Source organism: Microcoleus sp. AT3-D2 (genome assembly GCF_036705715.1).
In the GTDB taxonomy this organism is placed as follows: domain Bacteria; phylum Cyanobacteriota; class Cyanobacteriia; order Cyanobacteriales; family Microcoleaceae; genus Microcoleus.
In genome coordinates this window covers 83,958-106,181 of the sequence record NZ_JAUBVE010000017.1, presented here as the reverse complement: position 1 = coordinate 106,181, position 22,224 = coordinate 83,958, and the positions used below count along the sequence as shown (strand labels likewise).

21 protein-coding genes are annotated in these 22,224 nt (G+C 45.8%); 6 read left to right on the top strand and 15 right to left on the bottom strand.

Translation table 11 applies throughout. The features are described from left to right. Nucleotides 1-123 precede the first annotated feature (123 nt). Nucleotides 124-2,571: a bifunctional serine/threonine-protein kinase/ABC transporter substrate-binding protein gene (locus QUB44_RS10650; RefSeq protein ID WP_333366489.1), complete on the top strand. Its 2,448-nt coding sequence runs from the start codon at nt 124-126 to the stop codon at nt 2,569-2,571. 36 nt (nt 2,572-2,607) lie between these two features. Here QUB44_RS10650 and proC read toward each other — a convergent pair whose 3' ends face one another. From proC to der, 8 genes are all read right to left on the bottom strand, one after another. Continuing rightward, nucleotides 2,608-3,453: a pyrroline-5-carboxylate reductase gene (proC, locus tag QUB44_RS10645; RefSeq protein ID WP_333366486.1), complete on the bottom strand. Its 846-nt coding sequence runs from the start codon at nt 3,451-3,453 to the stop codon at nt 2,608-2,610. Nucleotides 3,454-3,612: 159 nt separating this feature from the next. Beyond that, a complete protein-coding gene (locus tag QUB44_RS10640; protein WP_333158943.1) occupies nt 3,613-4,230 on the bottom strand; it encodes a cell division protein SepF in 618 nt (205 codons plus the stop codon). A gap of 117 nt (nt 4,231-4,347) precedes the next feature. Beyond that, on the bottom strand, nt 4,348-5,013 hold the full coding sequence (locus QUB44_RS10635; RefSeq protein WP_333366483.1) for a YggS family pyridoxal phosphate-dependent enzyme: 666 nt from the start codon (nt 5,011-5,013) through the stop codon (nt 4,348-4,350). Between the two features lie 543 nt (nt 5,014-5,556). Then, complete coding sequence (pipX, locus tag QUB44_RS10630) at nt 5,557-5,826, bottom strand: transcriptional coactivator PipX (protein WP_333366479.1); 270 nt, start codon at nt 5,824-5,826, stop codon at nt 5,557-5,559. 42 nt (nt 5,827-5,868) lie between these two features. Then, nucleotides 5,869-6,327, bottom strand: a complete 459-nt coding sequence (gene acpS / locus QUB44_RS10625; RefSeq protein ID WP_333366476.1) for a holo-ACP synthase — start codon at nt 6,325-6,327, stop codon at nt 5,869-5,871. A gap of 300 nt (nt 6,328-6,627) precedes the next feature. Beyond that, nucleotides 6,628-7,623, bottom strand: coding sequence for an energy-coupling factor transporter transmembrane protein EcfT (locus QUB44_RS10620; RefSeq protein WP_333366473.1), 996 nt, complete (start codon nt 7,621-7,623; stop codon nt 6,628-6,630). Between the two features lie 162 nt (nt 7,624-7,785). After that, complete coding sequence (locus QUB44_RS10615; RefSeq protein ID WP_333366470.1) at nt 7,786-8,157, bottom strand: four helix bundle protein; 372 nt, start codon at nt 8,155-8,157, stop codon at nt 7,786-7,788. A 199-nt stretch (nt 8,158-8,356) separates the two neighbouring features. Beyond that, nucleotides 8,357-9,718: a ribosome biogenesis GTPase Der gene (gene der / locus QUB44_RS10610; protein ID WP_333366466.1), complete on the bottom strand. Its 1,362-nt coding sequence runs from the start codon at nt 9,716-9,718 to the stop codon at nt 8,357-8,359. Between the two features lie 356 nt (nt 9,719-10,074). On the opposite strand from der, the gene QUB44_RS10605 reads away from it, so the two are divergent. Next, on the top strand, nt 10,075-10,662 hold the full coding sequence (locus QUB44_RS10605; protein WP_333366463.1) for an acireductone dioxygenase: 588 nt from the start codon (nt 10,075-10,077) through the stop codon (nt 10,660-10,662). 92 nt (nt 10,663-10,754) lie between these two features. Here QUB44_RS10605 and QUB44_RS10600 read toward each other — a convergent pair whose 3' ends face one another. The 4 genes from QUB44_RS10600 to QUB44_RS10585 all read right to left on the bottom strand — a co-directional run bounded on the left by QUB44_RS10600 (nt 10,755) and on the right by QUB44_RS10585 (nt 13,765). Further along, nucleotides 10,755-11,573: a hypothetical protein gene (locus QUB44_RS10600; RefSeq protein ID WP_333366460.1), complete on the bottom strand. Its 819-nt coding sequence runs from the start codon at nt 11,571-11,573 to the stop codon at nt 10,755-10,757. Nucleotides 11,574-11,772: 199 nt separating this feature from the next. After that, nucleotides 11,773-12,216: a DUF732 domain-containing protein gene (locus QUB44_RS10595; RefSeq protein ID WP_333366457.1), complete on the bottom strand. Its 444-nt coding sequence runs from the start codon at nt 12,214-12,216 to the stop codon at nt 11,773-11,775. Between the two features lie 219 nt (nt 12,217-12,435). Beyond that, on the bottom strand, nt 12,436-13,197 hold the full coding sequence (locus tag QUB44_RS10590; protein ID WP_333366454.1) for a cupin domain-containing protein: 762 nt from the start codon (nt 13,195-13,197) through the stop codon (nt 12,436-12,438). A gap of 1 nt (nt 13,198) precedes the next feature. Continuing rightward, complete coding sequence (locus QUB44_RS10585) at nt 13,199-13,765, bottom strand: sigma-70 family RNA polymerase sigma factor (protein WP_333366451.1); 567 nt, start codon at nt 13,763-13,765, stop codon at nt 13,199-13,201. 621 nt (nt 13,766-14,386) lie between these two features. Between QUB44_RS10585 and QUB44_RS10580 the strand changes: the two genes are divergently transcribed. The 3 genes from QUB44_RS10580 (at nt 14,387) to QUB44_RS10570 (ending at nt 18,970) form a co-directional block, all read left to right on the top strand. Further along, nucleotides 14,387-15,601 carry a DUF4331 domain-containing protein gene (locus QUB44_RS10580; protein WP_333366448.1) on the top strand — a complete coding sequence of 405 codons (1,215 nt, stop codon included), beginning with the start codon at nt 14,387-14,389 and terminating at the stop codon, nt 15,599-15,601. A 300-nt stretch (nt 15,602-15,901) separates the two neighbouring features. Beyond that, nucleotides 15,902-17,308 carry a tetratricopeptide repeat protein gene (locus QUB44_RS10575; protein ID WP_333366445.1) on the top strand — a complete coding sequence of 469 codons (1,407 nt, stop codon included), beginning with the start codon at nt 15,902-15,904 and terminating at the stop codon, nt 17,306-17,308. A gap of 162 nt (nt 17,309-17,470) precedes the next feature. Further along, the gene (locus QUB44_RS10570; protein WP_333366442.1) at nt 17,471-18,970 is read left to right on the top strand and encodes a HoxN/HupN/NixA family nickel/cobalt transporter; all 1,500 of its coding nucleotides are present in this window, start codon (nt 17,471-17,473) and stop codon (nt 18,968-18,970) included. 117 nt (nt 18,971-19,087) lie between these two features. On the opposite strand, the gene QUB44_RS10565 is transcribed toward QUB44_RS10570, so the two are convergent. From QUB44_RS10565 to QUB44_RS10555, 3 genes are all read right to left on the bottom strand, one after another. Beyond that, a complete protein-coding gene (locus QUB44_RS10565; protein ID WP_333366439.1) occupies nt 19,088-19,528 on the bottom strand; it encodes a DUF6918 family protein in 441 nt (146 codons plus the stop codon). Between the two features lie 373 nt (nt 19,529-19,901). Then, entirely contained in the window at nt 19,902-20,084 is a 183-nt protein-coding gene (locus QUB44_RS10560) for a hypothetical protein (RefSeq protein WP_333366436.1), read from the bottom strand. Between the two features lie 47 nt (nt 20,085-20,131). Continuing rightward, the gene (locus QUB44_RS10555) at nt 20,132-20,437 is read right to left on the bottom strand and encodes a hypothetical protein (protein WP_333141061.1); all 306 of its coding nucleotides are present in this window, start codon (nt 20,435-20,437) and stop codon (nt 20,132-20,134) included. An 18-nt stretch (nt 20,438-20,455) separates the two neighbouring features. Here QUB44_RS10555 and QUB44_RS10550 point away from each other — a divergent pair, with 18 nt between their 5' ends. Further along, nucleotides 20,456-22,078: a Ycf66 family protein gene (locus tag QUB44_RS10550; RefSeq protein ID WP_333366433.1), complete on the top strand. Its 1,623-nt coding sequence runs from the start codon at nt 20,456-20,458 to the stop codon at nt 22,076-22,078. Nucleotides 22,079-22,224: the final 146 nt, after the last annotated feature.

The following is a 22,224-nucleotide window of genomic DNA, read 5'->3' as shown; positions in this document are numbered from 1 at the left end:
TACAACAAACTACATTGAAATTTAGTCAGATTTAACTGTAGCATATTCGGGGTTCCAGTTAAGATGCGTTTACCCTGATATTTGTGGTACGCTCGACACCAACGAGTGCAGCGAGTTAAGGGGATGGAACTATTTAGGTGTCTGAATCCAGGGGATATTCTGCGCGATCGCTACCGAATAATCGCTCAATTAGGTGAGGGAGGGTTTGCTAAAACCTATACGGCTAACGACGCTTTGGGCAGCCCCGAAAATCCCTTGTGCGTCGTCAAGGAAATTCCGCCTCCTGAATCTAACGATCCGCGACTGTTGGAGGAAGCACAGCACCAATTTGAAAAAGAAGCTAAAACCCTGAAGTATCTCGATAAGTGTCCGCAGATTCCCAAGTTAATCGATCGCTTTCTTGAACAGGGAAAATTTTACTTAATTCAAGAATACATTGAAGGAAATCCGCTGAACAAAGAGATCGGTTCAGGCAGGCAGTTTCAGGAGTCAGAAGTTATTGATTTATTGCAGGACATTTTGTCCGTTTTAGCTTTAGTCCACGATCAAGGGATTATTCACCGCGATTTAAAACCATCAAACTTAATCCGGTGCAAAAGAACCGGCAAAATTGCCGTGATTGATTTTGGCGCGGTAAAAGCGATCGGCACTTTGGCGATCGAGGGCGGCCAAATAACTCAAACTCGTGTCATCGGTACAGACGGTTATATGCCAGCCGAACAGTGGAAAAATCAACCAAGATTTAACAGCGATATCTATGCTGTGGGAATCATCGGCATTCAAGCGATCGCAGGGTTAGATATTGAAGACTTTTTTCATGATAAAAAAACTGGGGAACTCGTCTGGCACTACTCAACTGACGATCGCCCGATGGTACAAATTAGCGACCAACTGAAAAAAGTTTTAAATAAGATGGTGCGCTACCACTTTAACGATCGCTATCAATCCGCTGCTGAAGTGTTGCAGGATTTGCGTGAAGCGAAGCTATCCCGTAGGGAATCGCTAACAGCGTTGCACTCACCTGCGCCCCCTTCACAACAACCTCTGCTGCCGAAGCCTCAACGCCAATGGCAAGATACATTGAGAGTCTGCTTGCCGATCGCGATCGCAGGATGCCTCGGGCTAGCAGCATTTTTAATACACAAAATTTTCACCCCTCAAACTTGTCCTTTAATCCAGGGAGATGCTGTGAGTTGCGGCGATGAAATTCTTATCAAAACATCTGCTTCTCGATTAAAACAATGGGGAGTAAATGATTTTTTTAATGGCAACCATCAATCAGCTTTTAATTTATTAAAACAATCGTGGAACGAAGAAGAACGCAAAGATCCAGAAACTTTAATTTACATGAATAATGCCCTTTTGAAGGCCCAAAAAGCTGATTACTACACCCTGGCAGTTGCCGTTCCCATTAGCAACAGCGAAGGAGGTACTGTCAATTCAGATTTGGCTAGAGAAATGTTGCGGGGCATTGCCCAGGCCCAAACAGAAGTCAACCTAGGACTGTTTAATTCCGATCGCAATAACGACTTTCCCGGTCAAGGTTTTTTAGCAGGGAAAGCCATTAATGGCAAGGGTATTAGAGTCATTATCGCTGACGATGCCAATCTGAAAGCAGAGGCACAAGCTAGGGCTTCTTCACTCGTCAAGCAAACCGAGATTTTGGGTGTCGTCGGTCACTATACGAGCGAGATGACTGTGCATGCAGTCGATATTTATGACAAAAATCACTTAGTCTTAATTTCGCCTGGGACTACAACGGAACAATTAACAGAAAAACCTCGGAAGTTTTTCTTTCGCACTGTCCCTAGACATCAAATTACTGCTGAAAACTTCAAGAACTATCTGATTGAAAACGCAGGTCAGAAAAAAGCGGTGGGTTTCTACTGTCCTGAGATTCAAGCTACTTCTTCATTGTGGGAAGAATTCAGAAAACAGTTTAGACAAGCAGGAGGAAATATTTTAAGCATCACTGAATACAATGTGTGTAAGAAAAATTTCAACGTTGAACTAGCATTACAAGAAGTCGAACGAAGCGAGAAAACAGCGATCGTCTTAAGTACGAGTCATGTCCCGGATGCAGTCAAAAATGCGATGGCACTTATTAAAGCCAATGGCGCTCGCAATTGGGTAGTGGGAACCGGGGGAATCTACAGCCAGAAAACCTTAGAAACTGCCTCCCAGTTACCGTCTTTTGAGAAACTGGTGACATCATCCTCTTGGCATCCCTTAGCTGCTCCCAACCGCACATTTGCCGAGAATGCTCGAAAGCTTTGGGGAGGAAATGTCAACCACCGCACAGCTTTAACCTACGATGCAACTCGCACGCTAATTAAAGCAATAGAAAGCCAAGCGCAACCGAGCCGCGAAGGGATGCAGAAAACTATTGCGAGTGCGAATTTTAGCGCCACAGGAGCAACCGGAACTATTGAGTTTGATCCGAAGGGCGATCGCCAAAATTTTCAACCGGATTTAGTGCATATTGTCAAGTGTCGAAAAGAACAGTTCGGTGTAGCTTTTGTTCCCGTCAAATATCGGACGGCAAAATCGGCAGGTTTAAAGTGCGATTGAACTCGTTTTTGACGGTTTCTGTGCGTTATTCCTGACTTATTTACCTAATTCTTGAGAACGCAAACAAGCTGCTTTCACGGCTTCGATTAGCGCAGAACGGAAGCCGCTACTCTCTAATTTAGCAATTCCCGCAATAGTTGTACCGCCGGGACTCGTAACTTGATCTTTCAATTGTGCCGGGTGCATTCCCGTTTCTTGCATTAGCTTCGCTGTACCGAATACTGTTTGTAAAGCTAATTGAGAGGCGATCGCCCGTGGCAAACCTGCACAAACTCCGCCATCTGTCAAGGCCTCAATCAAAATTGCTACATAACCAGGCCCGGAACCCGAAAGCCCTGTCACCGCATCCAGCATACTCTCAGGCACTTCTACCACTTCTCCCACGGCCTGAAAGATGCGCTTTACCAATTCTAAATCAGCCGGTTGAACAAGTTTTCCCGGAGCGATCGCGCTCATTCCCGCCCCCACCGTCGCCGGAGTATTCGGCATCACCCGCAGCACTCCCCGCCCCGGAAACGCTGGTTCTAGCTTGCTGAGTGGTACTCCTGCCAAAATCGACACTACCACCGCTTCAGGCTGGGAATTAGCCGTTTCTCCATTATTTCCCTGTTTGCGATCGGCCGCCACCGTCAACTCCAAAGCTACCGTATCAAAAACTTGCGGTTTAATGGCCAAAAACAGCACTTCTGTAGCGGCAGCAACTTCTAGATTGCTGGCTGTTGTTCCAACCCCGTATTTCTCAGTCAAAAAATCGCGGCGCTTTACCCCAGGCTCGCTCACCAATATTTCTGAAGGCAAATAAACTTTTTCTGCTATTAAGCGGGATAAGAGAGCTTCTCCCATTACCCCGCCGCCGATCGTACCAAATTTTATGTTTGTCATTAGTCAGTTATTAGTTAGTTGTTATTAGTTAGTTAGTTATTATTAGTTATTTGTTATTAGTTATTTTTCAATAGCCAACTGCCAACTGCCAACTGCCAACCGTCAACTGCCAACAGTCAACAGTCAACAGTCAACAGTCAACAGTCAACAGTCAACAGACTACTGAGCGACTGGAGCTTGTTCTGCCGGCCAGACTGTCGGTGCAGGAGCAGCAGGACGAGGGCGTCCTTGAGCAGGAGGCACTTCGTGAACCACACCAGACTGAGTTCTCACCTGCACGCAGCTAGGCGTAAACAAGAAAATACTTTCGCCAATTCGCTCTTGATGACCGTCCAGGGCATAAGTACCGCCCGCCACAAAGTCCACAGCTCTTTGCGCTTGGTCTGGGTCCATCACCGTCAGGTTCAAAACCACAGACTTCCGTTCCTTAAGCGCTCGAATTGCTGCCGGCATCTCTTCAAAAGTGCGCGGCTCCATTACTACTACTTCCGAAATCCCGTTCATAGCTCCAGGCATTCCTATCACGTTATTCATTACTGACCCTACTCCGCCGGTTGGTGCAACGACATCCATACCTGTCGATCCTACTACTGACCGCTCCCGCATTCTACGATTTTGACGACGTTCTTCCTCTGCTGCTGCGACGGCAGCGGGGTTGGGTTCAGGCGCTTGGTAGAAGTTCTGATAGCGCTCCCCTTCCGTTTCGTCGTAAACGTCATCGTACTCAGGCTCATTGTTGATGCCTACAAAATCTCGCAGTTTAGAAAAAATATTCATGATTCACGCTCCTTCACGACTTGGCTGCCCTGACTATACTCGCGTTGCGCGTTAGTCGCGGGTGGCTGACTATTCTATATTTAACCCAAATTGTCTTTATTAGAAGATTTCAATTATTTATCCCCTCCTAGAGCCAAATAAGGTTTGTCCTAGCCGTACCATAGTAGCACCTGCTTGAATTGCCAAATGATAATCTCCCGACATCCCCATCGAGAGCTGCTGCATTTGAATGCAGGGCAAATTTTGCTGCTGGATTTTCTGTGCAAGTTCGCGAGTGCTGTTAAATAATTCTAGGCTTTGCGAGTCATCTAATCCCAGCGGAGGAATTGTCATCAAACCTTGAATTTTGATATGCTGACATTTGTTGAGTTCTGGAAGGTCGGCCAGCAGTTCTGGAACGCTCCAGCCGTATTTGTCCGCATCTGGCAACATTTTGACTTGCAGGCAGACTTCGGGACAGCAGGACTGTTCGCCCGCCAAGCGCGAGAGCCGCTGAGCGAGTTTTAAGTTGTCGAGAGAGTGAATCCACTGGAAATGCTCTAAGGCCTTGGCGGCTTTGTTGGCTTGCAAGTGGCCGATCAAGTGCCAGTTGATATCCGGCAAATCTTGCAGTTGGCTTTGTTTTTCGACAGTCTCTTGAACCTTACTCTCGCCAAAATCTCGGATACCGGCCTCGTATGCTTCGCGAATAGCATCAGTCGATACCTGTTTGGTAACGGCAATTAACCGCACTGATTCGGGCAAGTGTTGGCGAATGCTGTTAATTCGAGAGGCAATGGTCATGGTTGCTCAACGCTGGGAACTGGAGGGAAGGAAAATTAACTCAATTGGCGTAAGTCCCACGCTGTAATTGTACTCAATTGGGCGTTGGGATATAAGCCAAGCAAGGTCTATGAAAAAAGAGCGACAATTTCCTCAAAAGTCTAAGATATAAGTGGTTGCGACCCACCCACTCGACTGCAAACAACAGGCTACAGTAGCAGTAAAATGCTTGGCCTCGGACAACTGCGAGAGAAAAGGGGAAAGAGCAGACCGCTGGTTGGTAAGGTACGTCCCACCATAAAATACAATCCAAGTTTGTTGTACGAAAATAGTTTTTTGCTTTGGGAAACAGGGCTTCTGCGTGGAGTCCCTACGAAGGGATAAAGGCCGTAAAAAGCTTTCTTATGCTGTGTCAGACTCCGATCGTCTTCAGTGACGAATACCCAGAAATGGGTATACCCAACAGAGCAACGGCAAACGATACACGAAGCCCGAACTATAACGGTATTCCGTTTAGTTTGGGTATTTCACGACAGTTACCAATTACCAAATTACTGATTTTAGTTATTGAAATGTGCGCTGGTGAATGGTCTGCAATTGTTCGTATTCGTGATATTGACCGCTGCGACGCAGGGTTCGCAGGCGAATTTCGACCATGAGGCGAGCGTCGGAGCGGCTGATTGGTTCAAATCTCAGCCCGCCAGGGCCGTTTGTCACCAAAAAAAACAGGCGTTGGGCGTATAGGGTGGTAAATAATTCTTGGCTGTCTTCAACCTGGGATACCCTGAAGAGGAGGCCAAAGTTTGGATGATTCAGGTAAGTTTCGGTAGTCATTCACACTCACAATCTATCAATTTTAGATTAAAGATTTAGATTTTAGATTTTAGTTTCGCTCGATCGCCCGACGGCGTTGTTTGACGGCGGGCTACAAAGGGCTATAGCCGTAGCCGTGCAATAGTCTCCGTCATGGCTGAGGCTCAATTGCCACTGGCAATTTCCCCAAACAGAGGCTTGTGCTGCTGCGGTTCCGTGCAGTTGCACATTTGGAGCACCGTTTTCGGAGCGCCGAATTTCCACATCTGCATACCGTATTCCCCGCCATCCCGTGCCTAGAGCTTTGACAACGGCTTCTTTTGCTGCCCAGCGCCCCGCTAGCTGGTTGCAGGAAACTCGATTCATTTTACCTTTAATGCTGCTGTGTTGAGAATTTAGTTGCGCGCAATCCCTTTGTTCGGCGGGCGTGTAAACTTTTTCGAGGAAGCGATCGCCAAACCGATCTAATGCAGCTTGTATGCGCGGAATATATACGATATCTGTCCCAAGATAGATGTTCAAGGTCTTGGTTCTCTAAATATTTGTCTCCATTACTTTAGCAGGACTATCGCCCACCAGACAAAACTGACTCAACTTTAGGCCAGTGATCGAAACCCCGCTAGAATCAGTCAATCGATTTGAGATTTGAGATTTGAGATTTGAGAATTGAAGCATTCACCCCACGGATAAATTCGGGGCAAGTTTCATCGGATACAGGTTTTTGATTTCTCCACATATGAATCCGGGGGCTTGTATCCTGGATGCTTTCAGTCATTCCCAATTATTGAATATTATTCAATCTAAAATCTAAAATCTAAAATCTCAACTGTCCCAACCCCAAACCAAGCGGGCGCTCCAGAGGAGGAGCAAGCAGCCGAGGGCGATCCAGTCTCGGATTTTCAATTGCAACTGGTGCCATTCTACACGGTGTCGATCGGGACTGGTGAAGCCACGAACTTTCATGGCGCTGGCTATTTGTTCAGCTCGCAGGAGCAAGTTTTCTAACAGCCGCTCCGCTATCATCAACCACACTTGAGCGGCGCTGCGAAATCCGAGTTTTTTCCAGTTTATCGCTCTGGTTCTGACCGATCGCACTAAATTTTGTATTTCTTCCAATACTAAGGGAATGAATCGCAAAGATAAAGTTAATGTTAAGGCTATTTCGGTAATAGGCCAGTTCAAGCGGCGCAAGGGCTGCATTAAGTTTTCAAGGGCGGCGGTAATTTCTTCGCTGGCTGTGGTAAGGAGGTAGAGGTTGGTGCTGTAAATTACTGTGAAAAATAGGGTGCTAACGTTGATAGCTAAATCTAGGGATTTGCGGGTGATTTTAATCGGGCCTTGTTTTAATAAAACGTAACGGTAGCTTGTGGGTTGGGGGAGTTGATTTGGGTTTTGGGCTTTGGGATTGGGGATTAGGGAGTTTGATCCCAACTTAAAAGATTGGTACCAGGGTTTGGGCTTTTGAGGGGCCCGAAGAGTTGCCGGTTGTTGGGAAAAGGTTAATTCGTCGGCGGGGATGCGGGGCTGGTGTTCTGCGGGGAGTCCGTCGGGGGCGATCGCGCTGAGGCAAAATACGAATAGACAGAATAGCAGCAGCAGTCCCATTTGCTGTTTCCACACGCGCAAGGGAATTGCTGCTGTTAGTGTCAGTACGATTAACATTCCTACTAGCATCAACCGCCAGATAGGATTGGCGAGTATTGGTGCAATCAGAAATGTCATCAACCAGGCTAGTTTTACGCGGGAGTCTAGCCTGTGAAGCCAGGTTACGGGTTGTTCTAGGTATAGTCCTATGGGGAGCGATCTAAGTAAGTCCATCTTGCGATTTTAGATTTTAGATTTTAGATTTTAGATTTTTTGATTAATTGATTGATTGGGGATTTTTTGATTGATTGGGGATTTTTTGATTGATTGGGATTTTTTTGATTGATTGGGGATTTTTTGATCGATTGGGGATTTTTGTGGGATTTGAATTTTTTTTTATTTACGATTTGCTGTTGGGTTTTTAGCAATTAAAGTTTTGATTGAGGCAACTGTCATCGCTAAAATTTCATTCGTTTCTGACATGATACTCCTCAAATTAGTGACCTCTAATAATTTAGCTTCAACTATCAGCTCCATCCAGTAAAAACATTCATCTGCTTCTTCTTCCACTATTCTGAGTTTGGCAATTAAGTCTGCTGTTGATCTAGTGCGACAAGCTGCTCGATAGTTAGCCCCAACAGAAGTTCCTGAACGAATTAACTGCTTGCCAATTACCTCAGAAACGGTAGTTTTTGGCAGCGAACTTACTAGCTTAATTACTCTCAATGCTAGTTCTTTCGTTCTTTGTTTAAACTCTTGTTCGTCCATCTTGGGATTTTAGATTTTATATTTTAGATTTTAGATTTTTTCATGGGGGATTTAAGATTGTTGATTTTCGATTGGGTATTTGACATTTGAATTTGGCAATTGTTTGATTTTTGAGGATACAAAAAAAACGCAATTCATTAATTTTATGATTCAATTGCGTTTTTTCTTCAATCTAAAATCTAAAATCTAAAATCTAAAATTACTTGACCCGCAGTGCTCTGTTTGTTGTGCTGATTTCTGTGGCCCGAACTTTTTTGCCTCTCCAAAGTAGCCGCATTGGTGTACCGGTAAAGCCGAGGTGTTTGCGGAATTGGCTTTCCATGTAGCGGCGGTAATTTTCGGTGAAACGTTTGGGATCGTTGACAAATAGGGCGATCGTCGGTGGCTGCGATCGCACTTGAGTACCGTAATAGATTTTGCCTTGTTTTCCTTGGCGGGTAACTGGGGCTGAGTGCCAGGTTGTGGCTTCTTCTATGACTTCGTTAATGACGGCGGTAGGGACGCGACGTTTGTGTTCGTCGGAGGCTTTGTCTACTAATTCAATGATTTTTTCAACTCGCTGTCCACTCATGGCGCTAACAAAAATCATTTCTGCCCAGTCGAGGAAATAAAGTCGGGTTCTTACTTCTCTTTCGTACTCGTATATGGTGTCGGACTCTTTTTCTACGGCATCCCATTTGTTGACGACTATGATGCAGGCTCGACCTTCTTGGCTGATGCGATCGGCTAATTTTTGGTCTTGATCTGTAACACCGTCTATTGCGTCAATTACTAACAGTATGACGTTGGCGCGGCGGATGGCTTTGAAAGCGCGGTTGATGCCGAAAAATTCTGCGCCGTATTCGACGTTTTTCTTTTTGCGGATTCCCGCTGTGTCGATCAGGCGGTAGGTTTTACCGTTCCGTTCTACTAAGGTGTCGATCGCGTCGCGGGTTGTGCCGGAAATCGGGCTGACTATGGCGCGGTTTTCTCCGAGAAATGCGTTTAACAAACTCGATTTGCCGACGTTGGGACGACCGATAATTGCTACTTTAATTTCCTCAACTTCGGGTAATACTTCCGTGGGAAGGTAAGTTATTAATTTGTCTAGCAATTCGCCGGTGCCGTTGCCATGAATGCCGGAAACTGGGAAAGGTTCTCCGAGTCCCAATTGCCAAAAGTCGGCTGCTTGGGTGAGTCCTGTATTTTCCGATTCGCATTTGTTGACGGCGAGAATAACCGGAACTTTTTGCAGTCTCAGCCAAGATGCGATCGATTCGTCGCCGCCGGTGAGCCCGGTTTTTCCGTCAACTACGAAAATGGCTGCGCTGGCTTCTGCGAGGGCCGCCATTGCTTGTTCGCGAATTAAAGGCAAAAATTCTGTTTCGTCGTCGAATACTAGCCCGCCGGTGTCTACGACTTGATATTCCCGATCGCCCCAGTATGCTGGTCTGTAAGTGCGATCGCGGGTGATTCCTGGTTCGTCGTGGACGATCGCGTCTTGGGTGTTGGCTAAACGGTTGACGAGCGTCGATTTGCCTACATTGGGGCGTCCAATAATAGCAACTATAGGTAGAGACATAAAAGTAGCAGCAATGAGGCTGCGCCGTAATTTTGAGCTTTAGTCTTGTATTGTAAGCTAATCTGACGAGATTTTTATAGATTGAGGCTGTGTTTCTGTCTTTTCATGCTGTAGGCGGTGTTTTACCGATCGCCCGTTTAAACATCGAACCCTAAAAAATAGCCACAGCCTATGGATCTGCATTCCCAGCCCCACTCTGAGAATTAGAAATAAAACTTAAATAACTCAACAAATCATCTCATCTGTGGTAATTCTTTGATGATTATGAAGGTAGATATAGGATTTTAGCGATCGGCTATTATTGAAAATAAGCAGGAGTTTAGTTTTTGACCAAAGCTTAAAACAGCAGCTTAAAAATGGAAACTAAATTTCCCTCAAAGCTCAACAAATTAGGTGGTAATATGGCTGTTCTGCAACTAGAAGACGGTAGAACATATACGGACATCCGGGCGATCGCGAATCAACTGGCCGTTTTAAATATTGAGATCGATTCCCTGCCCACAAACAAAAATCCGGCGTTTCAAGAACTGCTAGTTCAAGACATTCTCAATGTTACACAAAAACAGCAGATTCTCGCAGCATTTAATAGCGAGTTTGAACAGTTTAAGCGCGCCAGCGGATATCGGTGGTGCGACTTAAAAGTGCTGCATCCAGGTTCGCAGCAGATTTACGCGCTGATGACTCAAAGCGATCGCACTCACACCCACACAGATGCAGAAGTTCTTCACATTTTAGCTGGGGAATGCGTTTTTGGGTTTGTGTATTCTAACGGCTCTCAGGTACAATTAATGCTGCAAGCTGAAGAATACATTAAAGTGCCTGCCAATACCGAACATTGGTTTTATCTCACTCCCTCGCTGTACTTGAAAGCCTTGCAGTATTACACCACTGCTCAAGGCTGGGTTCCTAAGTATACTAACAGGAAACTAAAAATTAAAAACTAAATGTATGGTGCGCTTCGGCGCACCTTCCTATATCAAAATAGGCGATTCAAATGGCGACTTAACAAACAAAATCTCTCTCTAAGAGACTAGGATTAAATGCTCTCTGCTTCATTAGGTGTGGCCATTTCAATTTCTTCGCAACGCTGTAAAAGCGCTTCTATTTCCTGAGCTAAAAAAATTACTTCCGGCCAAGAAGAACCGTTGATTAAATCTTGAGCATGAGCTAATTTGTTTCTCAATGCTTCTGCTGACTTTAAAAAACGCTCCCCGTAGCGTTTGGATTTGAGCCCCAGCCGATCGACTATTTCAGCAGAAGTCAGGATTAAATCTCGCTTGTCGCAGAATTGCAGGTAATCGATTAAGTCAATTGCTTCATTTCGCGATCTCCCCAATTCCCAAAGGTGTTTTGCTGCTAAAATACGATCGCCCTTAAGGAATTTCTGCCAAGAATCTTGGGGAAAGTAAATCCGCACGATTCGCAATAAATTCATTTCGAGAAGCGTCACCAATCCAAACAGCAGCATCCGCACCGGTGCTTTTTGCAAATCGCCGCAGGTAACGATACCGTTGATCCTGTTGCTTTCTAATACAAATAACCTCGGTTTTTCTCGCAGCAGCGGCAGCAATTCCATCAAAGGAGTCGAGGCGGCAATTAATTGTGAGGGGTGAAAAATTTGCTGGTAGTCACTGCACTTGCCTGTCATTAAGTGCGATCGTTCTACATAGCCGCAAACCGTGCCGTTTTCTTCGATACCGAGCACGTCAAAATCGCGGGCCTCCATCCACGATCGCAATTTAGCTGCGTCTTCGCAAGCGGGGACAGCTTTCAGCGGTTCCGCGAGATATTTAACTGTAATGCTGTCTTTGAATAAATCCCGCAAATCGGCGGAACTTGATTTTAAATGTTTCATCTCATGTCTGGTAATTTCATGGATCGTTGCCCGACAAAATGACAATTAATATTTTAACTGCCAGTAAAGACGCCGTATTACCGTGGGAGAATCTCAGTTTTGTAAAAATGGTTTTTTAGAAGTGCGATCGTCCCCCTTGCACTCCTGTAAAATCAAAACTGAGATGCTGCCTTACCCTGTCCATACAGATTTCATGATATTACTTACTGGCTAATTCCGGGCAATAATGATTGGCGGCAAGGGTGGTAATAATATCGGCATCGGCGAGAAAACTTTCTTTGGCAGTTGGATTTTCGATACTGACAGCTTGCCCGATCGCTCTTAATTTAACTTCCGGCAGAGAAACTCCCGATTTTGCTTCTGCACACATTCTTTTAGCGGCCGCAATTTTTTGACCAGGGGCCCTTTGGATTGCTTGCAGTAAATTATTCGTTGCTTCGGGAGAGTAGCTTTTTGCTAAGCGTTTGTAGTCTTCAAGAAATTTACCATCGTTTCCTGTCAGCTTAATGTCTGATTCTTGAGGCGAACACAACAAATTTAAGTTAATTACTTCTCCCACTGAATTAACAAGAAAACATCCTTCGCGTTCTTGGGCGATCGCGCTTTGGTTGCTGGGTACAAATTGTATAATAACGGCGGACATAACAGCAGTTAAACGCGAGTAATTTAGCATGGGAATTACGTGATATATTTGGGATTTTTAACCGCCGAATGCGGAGCAATATGGTGTTTTTGAGTTAGAGCGTGTCCGGTAAATTAACCGAAATAATTGTAGGGTGGGTTTCACCAACCATCTATACTTATAACGGAAAATCTACATAAACCCGCCCTCCAAGCTGTCGGCAATTCAACAAAAATAATATCAGACGAACATTTCGTTGTCTAGGGAAGTTTTCATTAACAGCAAACATCCCCCTTCTGTGAGGGGCGAATGTGTGGAACCGGGAACCGATCGAATGTAGTCGCCTTGATGGCAAATTTCCCCTTCTACAATTAAGTCTCCTTCTAATACAAGCACTTCCTCCGAGGCAGCGTGTCGGTGCAGGGGAAATGTTACTCCAGGTTCTAGTCGCATCAAGCAGGTAATTTCGCGCTTTTTTTTATCAATGTAAAGCTTGCCGAACGAAACCCCCGGAACTCCATAAGATTTCCATTGGACATCGTGCGATCGCACTATTAAAGATGGAGCATTGTTCTCCGTTGGGGAGGTAACAATGGGCTTTAAATTGACTGATTTTGCTGGGGTTGGCGGCAGTTCGGCTATGCGCTGTAACAGGCGGTTTTTGAGGTCGGGTGCGACGGGAACTGGGGGGGCTGTGTAGGCGATCGCGGCAATTGTGGATTCCAAAGCAGCTAATTCACTTTTAAGTTCTGCGAACTCTTTCAATTTCTCTGCAAATGCGCCGCGTTCTGACTCGTCGAGGATATCGAGAGCTTGAAGGGCTGCAAGGATGATAGACTCCTCGTCTGGCATCATTTCCATCTGTTTTCCGCCAATAATTGTAATTCCACCTAAGTTGATTTTAAATTTGAGATTGTCTGCTGCCCTCGCACTCAAGATGGATGATTCGAGATGCCACAATTTTAGATAGATGTTAAACAACTTAAATTTTGTTTTTGACAATCTAAAATTGTTCGCTCAAAGCTTGACGCAATTTGGAAATACCCAACCGAATTCTGGTTTTGATTGTACCTGTCGGGATACCAGTTTTAGCTGCGATAGCCGCGCAAGTCAGCCCTTGGTAGTAGGCCAGTTCGATCGCCTGTTGCTGTTCCTTTGGCAGTTTTTCTAAGGCTGCTTTGACTTGTTCGCGGCGTTCTTTAAACATGGCATCTTCCATCGGTTCTGCAACGCTAGAGATGGGTACTTTAGCCTCTTCCAGACAAGCTTCAGCAGCCCGGACTGTTCGCTGCACAGCTCGGAGCCGATCGAGGGAACGACTGCGCGTAAGCATGAACAACCAGGTATCTGCTCGACTGCGAGAAGGATCGTAAGTTGCTGCTTTTTGCCAAATTTGGGAAAAAACATCGAGTACAACTTCTTCAGCTTCTTCTACCGAACCCAGAATTTTGTAAGCGAGAGCGTAACTTGGGCGACCGTAGCGATCGTAAAGTTTAGCTAATGCCGTTTCATCTTTCTGGGCAATCTGCACTAAAAGCAGCGATTCATCGCCTGACTTCTGGCCTGTCATCTCAGTGTACCGAAAATTTTTGTTTTGACTGCACAGATCCAAAATTAAAAATTCGGCGTATATCCCTACAGAACATAATTGTAAGTTTGAAGTTGGGGCTACCAGCTAGAGTATGCCTTTTCGGGCTAATTTTGTCGTGCTTTGAATTGTAAAAATCCCAAGTCATCTTGAATTTTACCACCGAATTAGTGATTTTTTTGAGACTTAGCAATCCGCTTTATGCAGAACGAAGAAATCCCTGAGCCTGAACAGTCAAAACCCCGCCCTGCACTCGTTCCTAAGCTCTGTTCGCTCGCTCCCAAGAAGAGCCGGGAAATTCATATAAGCGAGGCTTTGGCTCCACTAGATCGAGGGAGGCTCTGTCTCCGAGCAGGCATTGCCAAGAATACTCCGGGAACGAATAAATCCTCAATAACGCACTTTTTTACATAAATTAATCTTGCAGCACAGATCCAAAATTGCGAAACCTTCGTATACCATCAATAGGAGAAGGCTCAGCAACAGCGCAAAATCCCGACAGGTTGACAGATTTCGACCTGTTGCTACAAAAGTAAAAGCCGCGAATGCGGGTTATTTACCATTGATTTGTGCGAAAATATCATTGAAATAAAGGTGCTAACAGTGAAGCTCACAAAAAAAATTCGCCGAACCATATTAGCTATTGAAGTAGCTCTAATTGCTCTATTAACTCCAGGCATAATTGTCGCTTCTGACCACGACGACGGCGAAGTAGATATCAAAGGTCGCGCTGTAAATTTAACTGACCTGTACGTATATCGCGAAAAAGACCAAAACTCCGGTGCTGCGGACGGCGATTTAGTATTTACCATGAATTCAAATCCCAGGTCTGTAGCTCGCTATCAATATTATTTCAGCACTACAGCCCTCTACCAATTTCACATCACCCAGGTAGGTGACGTAAATTCTACACCTACTGGACGTTCGGATATTATCTTGCGGTTTGCCTTCAGTCCGCCTAACAATCAAGGTATGCAAGCGGTAGCTGTAACTGTTGTTCGCGGTGGCTCGGAGACTGTTGCTAAGACTACAGTTAACGGCGGGTTAATTGCCACAACTCCGCTGAATTCTAATGCTGTTTTGAATACAGTACCTGTCGGCAGTTCTAACTTGACTGTATTTGCTGGTTTACGCGAAGACCCGTTTTTCTTTGATGTGGAACAATTTTTCCGAGTTCGCGCCGCAGCTTTGGGAACGGGGCCGCGCACTGCTTTTAAACAACCGAATCAAGCGATTGACTTTACTAAAGGTTACAACGTCAATACAATTGCTGTCCGCATTCCGAAAGCATTTTTGCAAGCAGGAAGTGGGGCGAATACTTTTGATGTTTGGTCAACAGTTTCGATCCGGGATGGAGCTGGCGGTTTTAAACAATTCGAGCGTTTGGCAAGACCTGCAATTAATGAGGGTTTGATAGTTACTCCCGCTTATCTGGAAGCATTCAATAATATTCCTCCGAGATTGGATTTGAGCGGTGCGGCTGCTCCAGTGCGGCAGGAAGCTGTTGCTACTTTGAATGCTGTCGATCTGTTGGACGGTCGGGATAATGTCGATCCAAATGCGATCGCCGGAGCTTTCTTACCCGATGTCATGCGGATCGATACCACAAAAACCAGCGGCTACGCTAGCGCTACAAATGCTCAAGGAAGCTTGATCGGAGGTCGTATGCTGATGGACGACGTTATTGATATCACTCTGGGAGCTTTGGTGGGCTCTCCGGTTGGCGATAACGTTTCTTATAACGGAACTCCGGGAAATCCGGCTCAGGGACACAAACCTTTAGAACCGACTTTTCCTTATTTGGCTTTGCCTAATTAGTGATTAGTCATTGGTGATTAGTCATTAGTCATTAGTCATTAGTCATTGGTGATTAGTCATTAGTCATTAGTCATTAGTTATTGGTGATTAGTCATTAGTCATTAGTCATTAGTCATTAGTCATTAGTCATTAGTCATTAGTTATTGGCTAAGCTGTAGCGCATTTAAATTGTATATTCAGGGCGGGCGGGACACCCCACAAGACTTTAATTTGTTTGGACATACAATTTAAATGCCGCAACAGCTTAATGACCGAAAATACTTTTTTTAACCGCAGATGAACGCTGATTAACGCGGATGTATGAAAACTAAAATTAAACAGGAAATAAAATCGGATATTTTTTCGTGGTGGCTGCTGATAGTAGTTCCTGTAGTTGGGATGGTAGTAGTGAATTTACCTCCTAATTTGCGTTTTATTTCAGATAATTATTCTAACAAAAGTCCCGAAAATCTCGATACTAATTACCGCTATCATTTCTCGGAAAGTTTGAGAAATAATCCTAATCAAAAGGAAGCAATTCAGCAAGAGATTGCTTTTTACCAGCAGCGGTTGGCTGTTGATTCCCGCAGCGGTTTGAACCGGGCGTCACTGGCGGGATCTTATTTGAAAATGGCTCGCGCTACTGGGGAGGGAGGTTGGTTTTTATTGGCAGAACAAGCTGCTCAAAGGTCGATCGCCGATTTGCCTTTTGACAACCAAGGTGCGCTGTTAGTTTTAGCTCGAATTGCTGAGGCGAGACACGATTTTGCTACTGCTTTGCGCTTTGCTAAACAGGTGGGTTCTGACAATGAAGATGCGATCGCCCTTTCAGTTACATCTCACTTAGCAATGGGAAAAGTGAGCGAGGCAAATGCAGCCGCAGAAGCCTTAGTTAAACGGATTCCCAATTTGGGTTCTCTCACTTTAAGAGCTTTAGTGAGAGAGTCTCAGGGCCGAGATGCTGAGGTTTTGCAGGATTACCGCCAAGCAATGGCGGCGGAGGAACCGGGAGAGGTTGCGGGTTCGGCGCGGGCCCGATCGCTCTTGGGTCGATTTTACTCGCGTCGCGGGCAGTTTGTGCAGGCGAAAGCGCTGTTTTTGGAGGCGCTGCGGTTGGTGCCGCGATACCCGCTGGCGCTGATTTATTTGGCGGATTTGGAGACGCGGCAGGGCAATTATCGGGAGGCGGAAGGCTATTACAGCAAGGTTTCTGCGTATTCTGGCCCGGTTGAGACTGTGTTCGATCGCATTGTCGATCGCGGTATGGCGAGGGTGAAGGATTTGCAGGGAGATGCGATCGAATCCCGGCGACTTCGGGAAAAAGCAGAAGCTGGGCTGCGACAGGAACAGGTTTCTGGATCTGGCGGTTTTGGCCACCGCAGGGATTTGGCAAGTTTGCTGCTGGAAAAAGGTCGATCGCAGGATGTGACGGAAGCGCTGGCGTTAATGCAGGAGGAGGTAAAAATTCGGCGGGATGCTGTCACGCTGGATACTTTAGCCTGGGCGTTTTCGAGTGCTGGGGAATGGCAAAAGGCCGATCGAGTGATGGCCGAAATAATGCGATCGGGCATTCGGGATGCGGGGATGTTTTACCGGGCTGGTGCGATCGCCCGGACTTTAGGTAAGGATGCTGAATCTCGCGCTTATTTTCAAAAGTCCAAGGAAATTGACCCGAGTTTTGACGATCGAGCTCGCCAAGCATTGGGCTTGGGAAGTTATGAATTTTGAGATTAGCTAATAGCAGCCATTCGGCCAAGTTCGCTATTCCGTCAATCCGCCAGGGGTTGAAACCCCTGGCGGACTGTGAGACTCACGAAAAGATTGATCGCCTCAAAAATCCCAACAAACACAAATAATTCAAAAACAAATTACCTAAAAACGAAGGTATTTATGCACTACAAATTGAACCAATTACTAAAGTTTTTCCTCCTATTTTTCTTGACACTTTCATTGTTACTAACAACCTCAACCAGACCAGTTTACTCGCACTGGTCAGACTTATCCGTAGCAGAAATAGTAGTCAACGATTTGCAAACCGAAATAACATTAACTTTCCCAACTGGCTTAACAAACTTCGCCGACGACAATCGAGACAGCCAGCTACAACCTGCTGAAGTTCGCAGCCACCAAACACAGCTAGAAAAGTTTTTTAGCCAACAAATTCGCCTCACCAACAGTACCAACATTCAAGGCTCAGTAGCAGTAAACCCGCTAGAAATAGCAGCTAAAAGCGCCAGTGCGATCCAGCAGCCCAATACCCACAGCACCTTAATTTTAGACTACACCTGGCCCGCATCTTCTCAAGATAAAACCCCCGGTTTACCTGACTCCATTTCCAAACTAGAGAAATTGCGGATTAATTACAATCTGTTTTTGCCCGGAGTTCCGACAGCTAGCTGTCAAGCTACGATTGTGCAAGCCGGTGCTGTAAAAAGCTTTGTGTTTACGCCGCAAAACCGGGACTTTTTGTTAGCAGCAGGAAACGAATCTATCTGGGATTCAGGTTGGAGTTTACTGCTAGCAGTAGCGGGAGCATTTGCTTGGGGATGCGTGCACGCGATGTCGCCCGGACACGGAAAAACCATAGTCGGCGCTTATTTAGTGGGTTCGCGGGCCACTCCCCTACACGCTTTATTTCTAGCAGCGACGACTACAATTACTCACACTGCCGGCGTGTTTGCTGTGGGCGGAATTACTTTGTTTGCTTCTAACTTAATCGATCCAGAAAAATTAGATCCTTGGCTGAGTTTAATCTCTGGTTTATTAGTAGCCTTCATCGGGTTTAACTTACTATTATCAAAAATCAAGACAAGGTTGGTAGTGAGGGCTGAAGTTCTCAAAAAAATCAAAAGTAAAGTTTTTAATAAAAACTGGTTTCTAAGGACTAAAGTCCTTACTGCGGAATGTGAAGAACCAGTAAATCTTTTGAGCAGGGGAAGTTGGGAGCGAGAATTTAAGCCTGTAAAACCCGATATATCTCACCACTACCACGATCACGGAGACGGTCGCCTTCACTCGCATTTGCCGCCCGGTACTGACGGTTCTCCCATTACTTGGAAAAGCTTATTAGCATTGGGGATTTCCGGCGGTTTGTTGCCTTGTCCTTCCGCTTTGGTGATGCTGTTGAGTGCATCGGCTTTGGGCAATGTTGGTTTGGGAATGACGTTAGTGGTAGCGTTTAGTTTGGGATTGGCTTTAGTGCTGAGTGCGATCGGATTAATTTTAGTTTATGCCAAACGGAATTTTGATAAACTGCCCAAACAGATAACAGCAGTCAAATTTCTGCCTGCGATTAGCGCTATGTTTGTAATGTTTTTGGGGTTGGGAATTACCGGACAGGCGATGTTGAAAATATTGGGGGCGAGTCAATGGGTAATTGGCAATGGATAAGCCTACAATTAGGAGTCTCTCTCCTAACTACAAACTTACGAATAAGTCGGATTTTAGATACCCGATTTCTTGAAGAAGCCGAGTATCTGGGTATTCTGTTTTTTAGCCGTTGCTCACTTATCCGGCCGCACTATGTTTATTAATAATTTCGGCTAAATCCGGTACTCCCTTTTCCACGTAATTCTTAGCTGAGGGGCGGAGTTTGGCATAGGCGCCTTTAACCATCGCTCTTGTGCTTTTCTCGACCCTTTTGTCGCTGATCTGGAGCAATTCGTCTGCTACTTCACCTTTTCTTTGGGCTAGATATTCGACTGGGTTGCCATTGTTTACGGCTTCAGTCCACATCGGATCGAGTGCGATCGAGATTTCGGGCAGAAGTTGATCGACGACTTGGGCGCAATAGTCAGCCCGTATCCCCTTGACAGTAGAGTAGGCAGCTTTAAGAGCCATACCACCCAATCCTGGCGCTGTCGCCACTTGTTGGTCTATCAACTTCACACAGTCATTCACAAAAGTTTCTCTATTGTTTTCATTCAATAGAATATCGCTAAGTCCCATTTTTACTCTCCTTGATTTAATAGTCAATGTGCTTATTAGCTTTGAGCTCAATCTGACATCATATATCTATTTTGAACTTTTACTCAAAGTTCCCCAAGTTTTTTAATGTTTGAATGTCTCTATAAGACAGCCTAATGTTGAGATTTGTTGAGTATTTTATAGGAATTAATGTTCTATCTACTACTAATTATTAGCCTACGGTTTGTAGTCAGGGGTTTAGTCCTTATTAGGTGATATTAATGAGGACTAAAGCCCTGACTACAAACTGATGATTTGTCAACACTCACATAGAAAAGAGAAGAACTCGAAAAAAATATTATAGAGGCTCTGCCTAAGTCCGATCGCACTTGCACGTATGATCTGGCACGTATCATTAGGATTGGACATTCGGCTTGATGCCCGCAGGTACTGCAACGATGGGAAGTTTCACAGTTTGAGCCGGGCGATCGCTCGATCGTAACACCACATTTTTCGGTAATTTCGCGGAAGTGCTTAGTCCGGGAAATATTTGAAGCGATAAGGTTAAGCCGGCCGCTAATAATAGTTTTTCTAACATGGCATTGTCTCCCCTACATATGCCCTAGGGCATAATTTCTCTTACACCTACAACATATAAACATCCTCAGTCGCTTGGTGCGATCGCACGGGCATAGTTAAGTGACATCTATCACCACTGAGAAGGGGGTGATGGGGATAGGGGGTGTGGGCATAGGGGGTGATGGGCATTAGGGAGGTGGGGGAGAGTGGGAAATCTTGACTCGCACTTCTGGCGTCAACATCCGTTGAACGTGTTAAATTCCTTACACTGCTTCCTTGCCAAACTTCCCTACAAATCAAGAATTGTCCTAGAGAAAGAAGCCGTTGAGTCTCTCTCAAAGGTAGAATTAGCGCGTAGAAGTTATTTGACACAGCGGAGGTACCGACAATATGCTTGCATACTTTCTGGCGTTAGCGGTCGGTCTAGGCAGCTTCAGTATTTACATGGCGGCCTTCTTTTTTCCAGAAGTGCACCGCAAAAGTGATTTTACCTGGAGCGGGGTAGGACTTTTTTATGCGTTAATTTTATGGGCTTGTGCGGGACGAATTACTGGTGCTCTCCTGCTTGGTCAAATGGCGGGCGTGGCGATGTTGGGCTGGTTTGCCTGGGAAACTCTGACTTTGCGCCGGCAGGTGACGCCCGTTGCTGAGCAAACGCCGATTCCTCAGTCGGCGAATTTGGCTGCTGCAGGCTTGCCGTTGGCTGGCTTGTTTGCCAAGAAAAAAGAACCCGCAGCAGCGAAAAAACCTAAGTTTGTTCGATCGCCCAAACCGAAAACTGATGTGGTTCCAGCACCCACTCTGGATAAGGGCGAGGTAAAGCTAGAGGAACAGCCAGCGATTCCCCCCATAGCTGAAAGTATTGCCGAAAGTGCGATCGACGAGCCAACGACCGAAAGTGCGATCGCCCCTGACTTGAAAATTCCCGACTCGAAACCACCTGCAATTGCAGAAATACCCGTCTTTTCAGTCGAAACTCCTGCTGCTGAAACTTCATCAACCCCAGCAGAAATAGCCAGCAGCTTCACTCCTCTACCTCTACCTCTAGAAATTTCAGAAATAGCCGTTGCACCAAGTGTGGAGCCAGCAGAGGCTCAGCCAGAGCCTCAACAGCAGCCAGAAGCAGATGATTTTGACGAGGAAACAGAATGGAGGACAGCCGTTAAAGAGTCGCAGGCGGCAGCGGCGGCGGCCCCAACTCCTCCAACTCCTCCAACTCCTCCTAAACCAGCTAAAAAATCTGGCGGTTTCGGAAGTCTGTTCGGCAATATCAAAAATAGTCTCGGCGGTATGTTGGGAAGAGGTGTGGCTAAAAACAAGTCTGATGCAACTCCCCAGACGCCAAAACCCTCAGTGACTCCAGAATCGATCGTACCTGAATCTAAAATAACGGCAACTCCTGCACCGGGTATCGACCAAATTCTCGAATCCGAATTAGCCCAGGCGGCTGCGGAAGTGGCAGCAGAAACCAGCAACACTGCTGTCGAAACCAGCCTTGGAGTGCCTTTTCCCACCAATGTTGAAGCAATGGCCGCGTTGATGGCCACAGAAACCGCGAGTTCTGACAAAATAGGGGAAACTCCGATCGAAGATCGATCGTCCGCTGAAATTCAGACACCTCTGGCTGCAGTTGGTGAACCGGAAGCAGCAGCCCCTGCTGTATCTCTTGAAACCCAGACACCGCTGGCTGCAGTTGGTGAACCGGAAGAAGCAGCAGGCGTACCGGAAGCAGAAGCCCCTCCTGTATCTATAGAAATGACTGTGGTGGAAATGGTTTCAGTAGCGCCTGTGGAGATGGAAGCATCGGGAGAAACCGAGTTAAGCGCGCCAGTGGAAGCAGTTTCAGTAACAGTTATCTCGATCGAATCTACAAATGAAGAACTCTCTTCTGAGGCAGAACAAACTGAATTGAGTTCCCCGAATCACCCCGATCCGAATCTAGTTGAAACTGCTAAACCGGCCACTGAATCCAAGTCTGAGAATGTATCCGGCGAAGATAAGCCGTCATCTTAAGGCAGAAAGCAAAAGGTAGAAACCAGAATTTTTTTGATTCTGCCTTCTGCCTTCTTACTTCTTACTTCTTACTTCTTACTTTTTTCTTCTTACTTCTTACTTCTTACTTCTTACTTCTTACTTCTTCCCTCTTCCCTCTTTCCTCT

Excerpts from the sequence above, each read along its gene's own strand:
- QUB44_RS10650 (WP_333366489.1), top strand. The coding sequence starts at position 124 with ATGGAACTATTTAGGTGTCTGAATCCAGGGGATATTCTGCGCGATCGC.
- proC (WP_333366486.1), bottom strand. The coding sequence starts at position 3,453 with ATGACAAACATAAAATTTGGTACGATCGGCGGCGGGGTAATGGGAGAA.
- QUB44_RS10640 (WP_333158943.1), bottom strand. The coding sequence starts at position 4,230 with ATGAATATTTTTTCTAAACTGCGAGATTTTGTAGGCATCAACAATGAG.
- QUB44_RS10635 (WP_333366483.1), bottom strand. The coding sequence starts at position 5,013 with ATGACCATTGCCTCTCGAATTAACAGCATTCGCCAACACTTGCCCGAA.
- pipX (WP_333366479.1), bottom strand. The coding sequence starts at position 5,826 with ATGACTACCGAAACTTACCTGAATCATCCAAACTTTGGCCTCCTCTTC.
- QUB44_RS10620 (WP_333366473.1), bottom strand. The coding sequence starts at position 7,623 with ATGGACTTACTTAGATCGCTCCCCATAGGACTATACCTAGAACAACCC.
- QUB44_RS10615 (WP_333366470.1), bottom strand. The coding sequence starts at position 8,157 with ATGGACGAACAAGAGTTTAAACAAAGAACGAAAGAACTAGCATTGAGA.
- der (WP_333366466.1), bottom strand. The coding sequence starts at position 9,718 with ATGTCTCTACCTATAGTTGCTATTATTGGACGCCCCAATGTAGGCAAA.
- QUB44_RS10605 (WP_333366463.1), top strand. The coding sequence starts at position 10,075 with ATGGAAACTAAATTTCCCTCAAAGCTCAACAAATTAGGTGGTAATATG.
- QUB44_RS10600 (WP_333366460.1), bottom strand. The coding sequence starts at position 11,573 with ATGAAACATTTAAAATCAAGTTCCGCCGATTTGCGGGATTTATTCAAA.
- QUB44_RS10595 (WP_333366457.1), bottom strand. The coding sequence starts at position 12,216 with ATGTCCGCCGTTATTATACAATTTGTACCCAGCAACCAAAGCGCGATC.
- QUB44_RS10585 (WP_333366451.1), bottom strand. The coding sequence starts at position 13,765 with ATGACAGGCCAGAAGTCAGGCGATGAATCGCTGCTTTTAGTGCAGATT.
- QUB44_RS10575 (WP_333366445.1), top strand. The coding sequence starts at position 15,902 with ATGAAAACTAAAATTAAACAGGAAATAAAATCGGATATTTTTTCGTGG.
- QUB44_RS10570 (WP_333366442.1), top strand. The coding sequence starts at position 17,471 with ATGCACTACAAATTGAACCAATTACTAAAGTTTTTCCTCCTATTTTTC.
- QUB44_RS10565 (WP_333366439.1), bottom strand. The coding sequence starts at position 19,528 with ATGGGACTTAGCGATATTCTATTGAATGAAAACAATAGAGAAACTTTT.
- QUB44_RS10560 (WP_333366436.1), bottom strand. The coding sequence starts at position 20,084 with ATGTTAGAAAAACTATTATTAGCGGCCGGCTTAACCTTATCGCTTCAA.
- QUB44_RS10550 (WP_333366433.1), top strand. The coding sequence starts at position 20,456 with ATGCTTGCATACTTTCTGGCGTTAGCGGTCGGTCTAGGCAGCTTCAGT.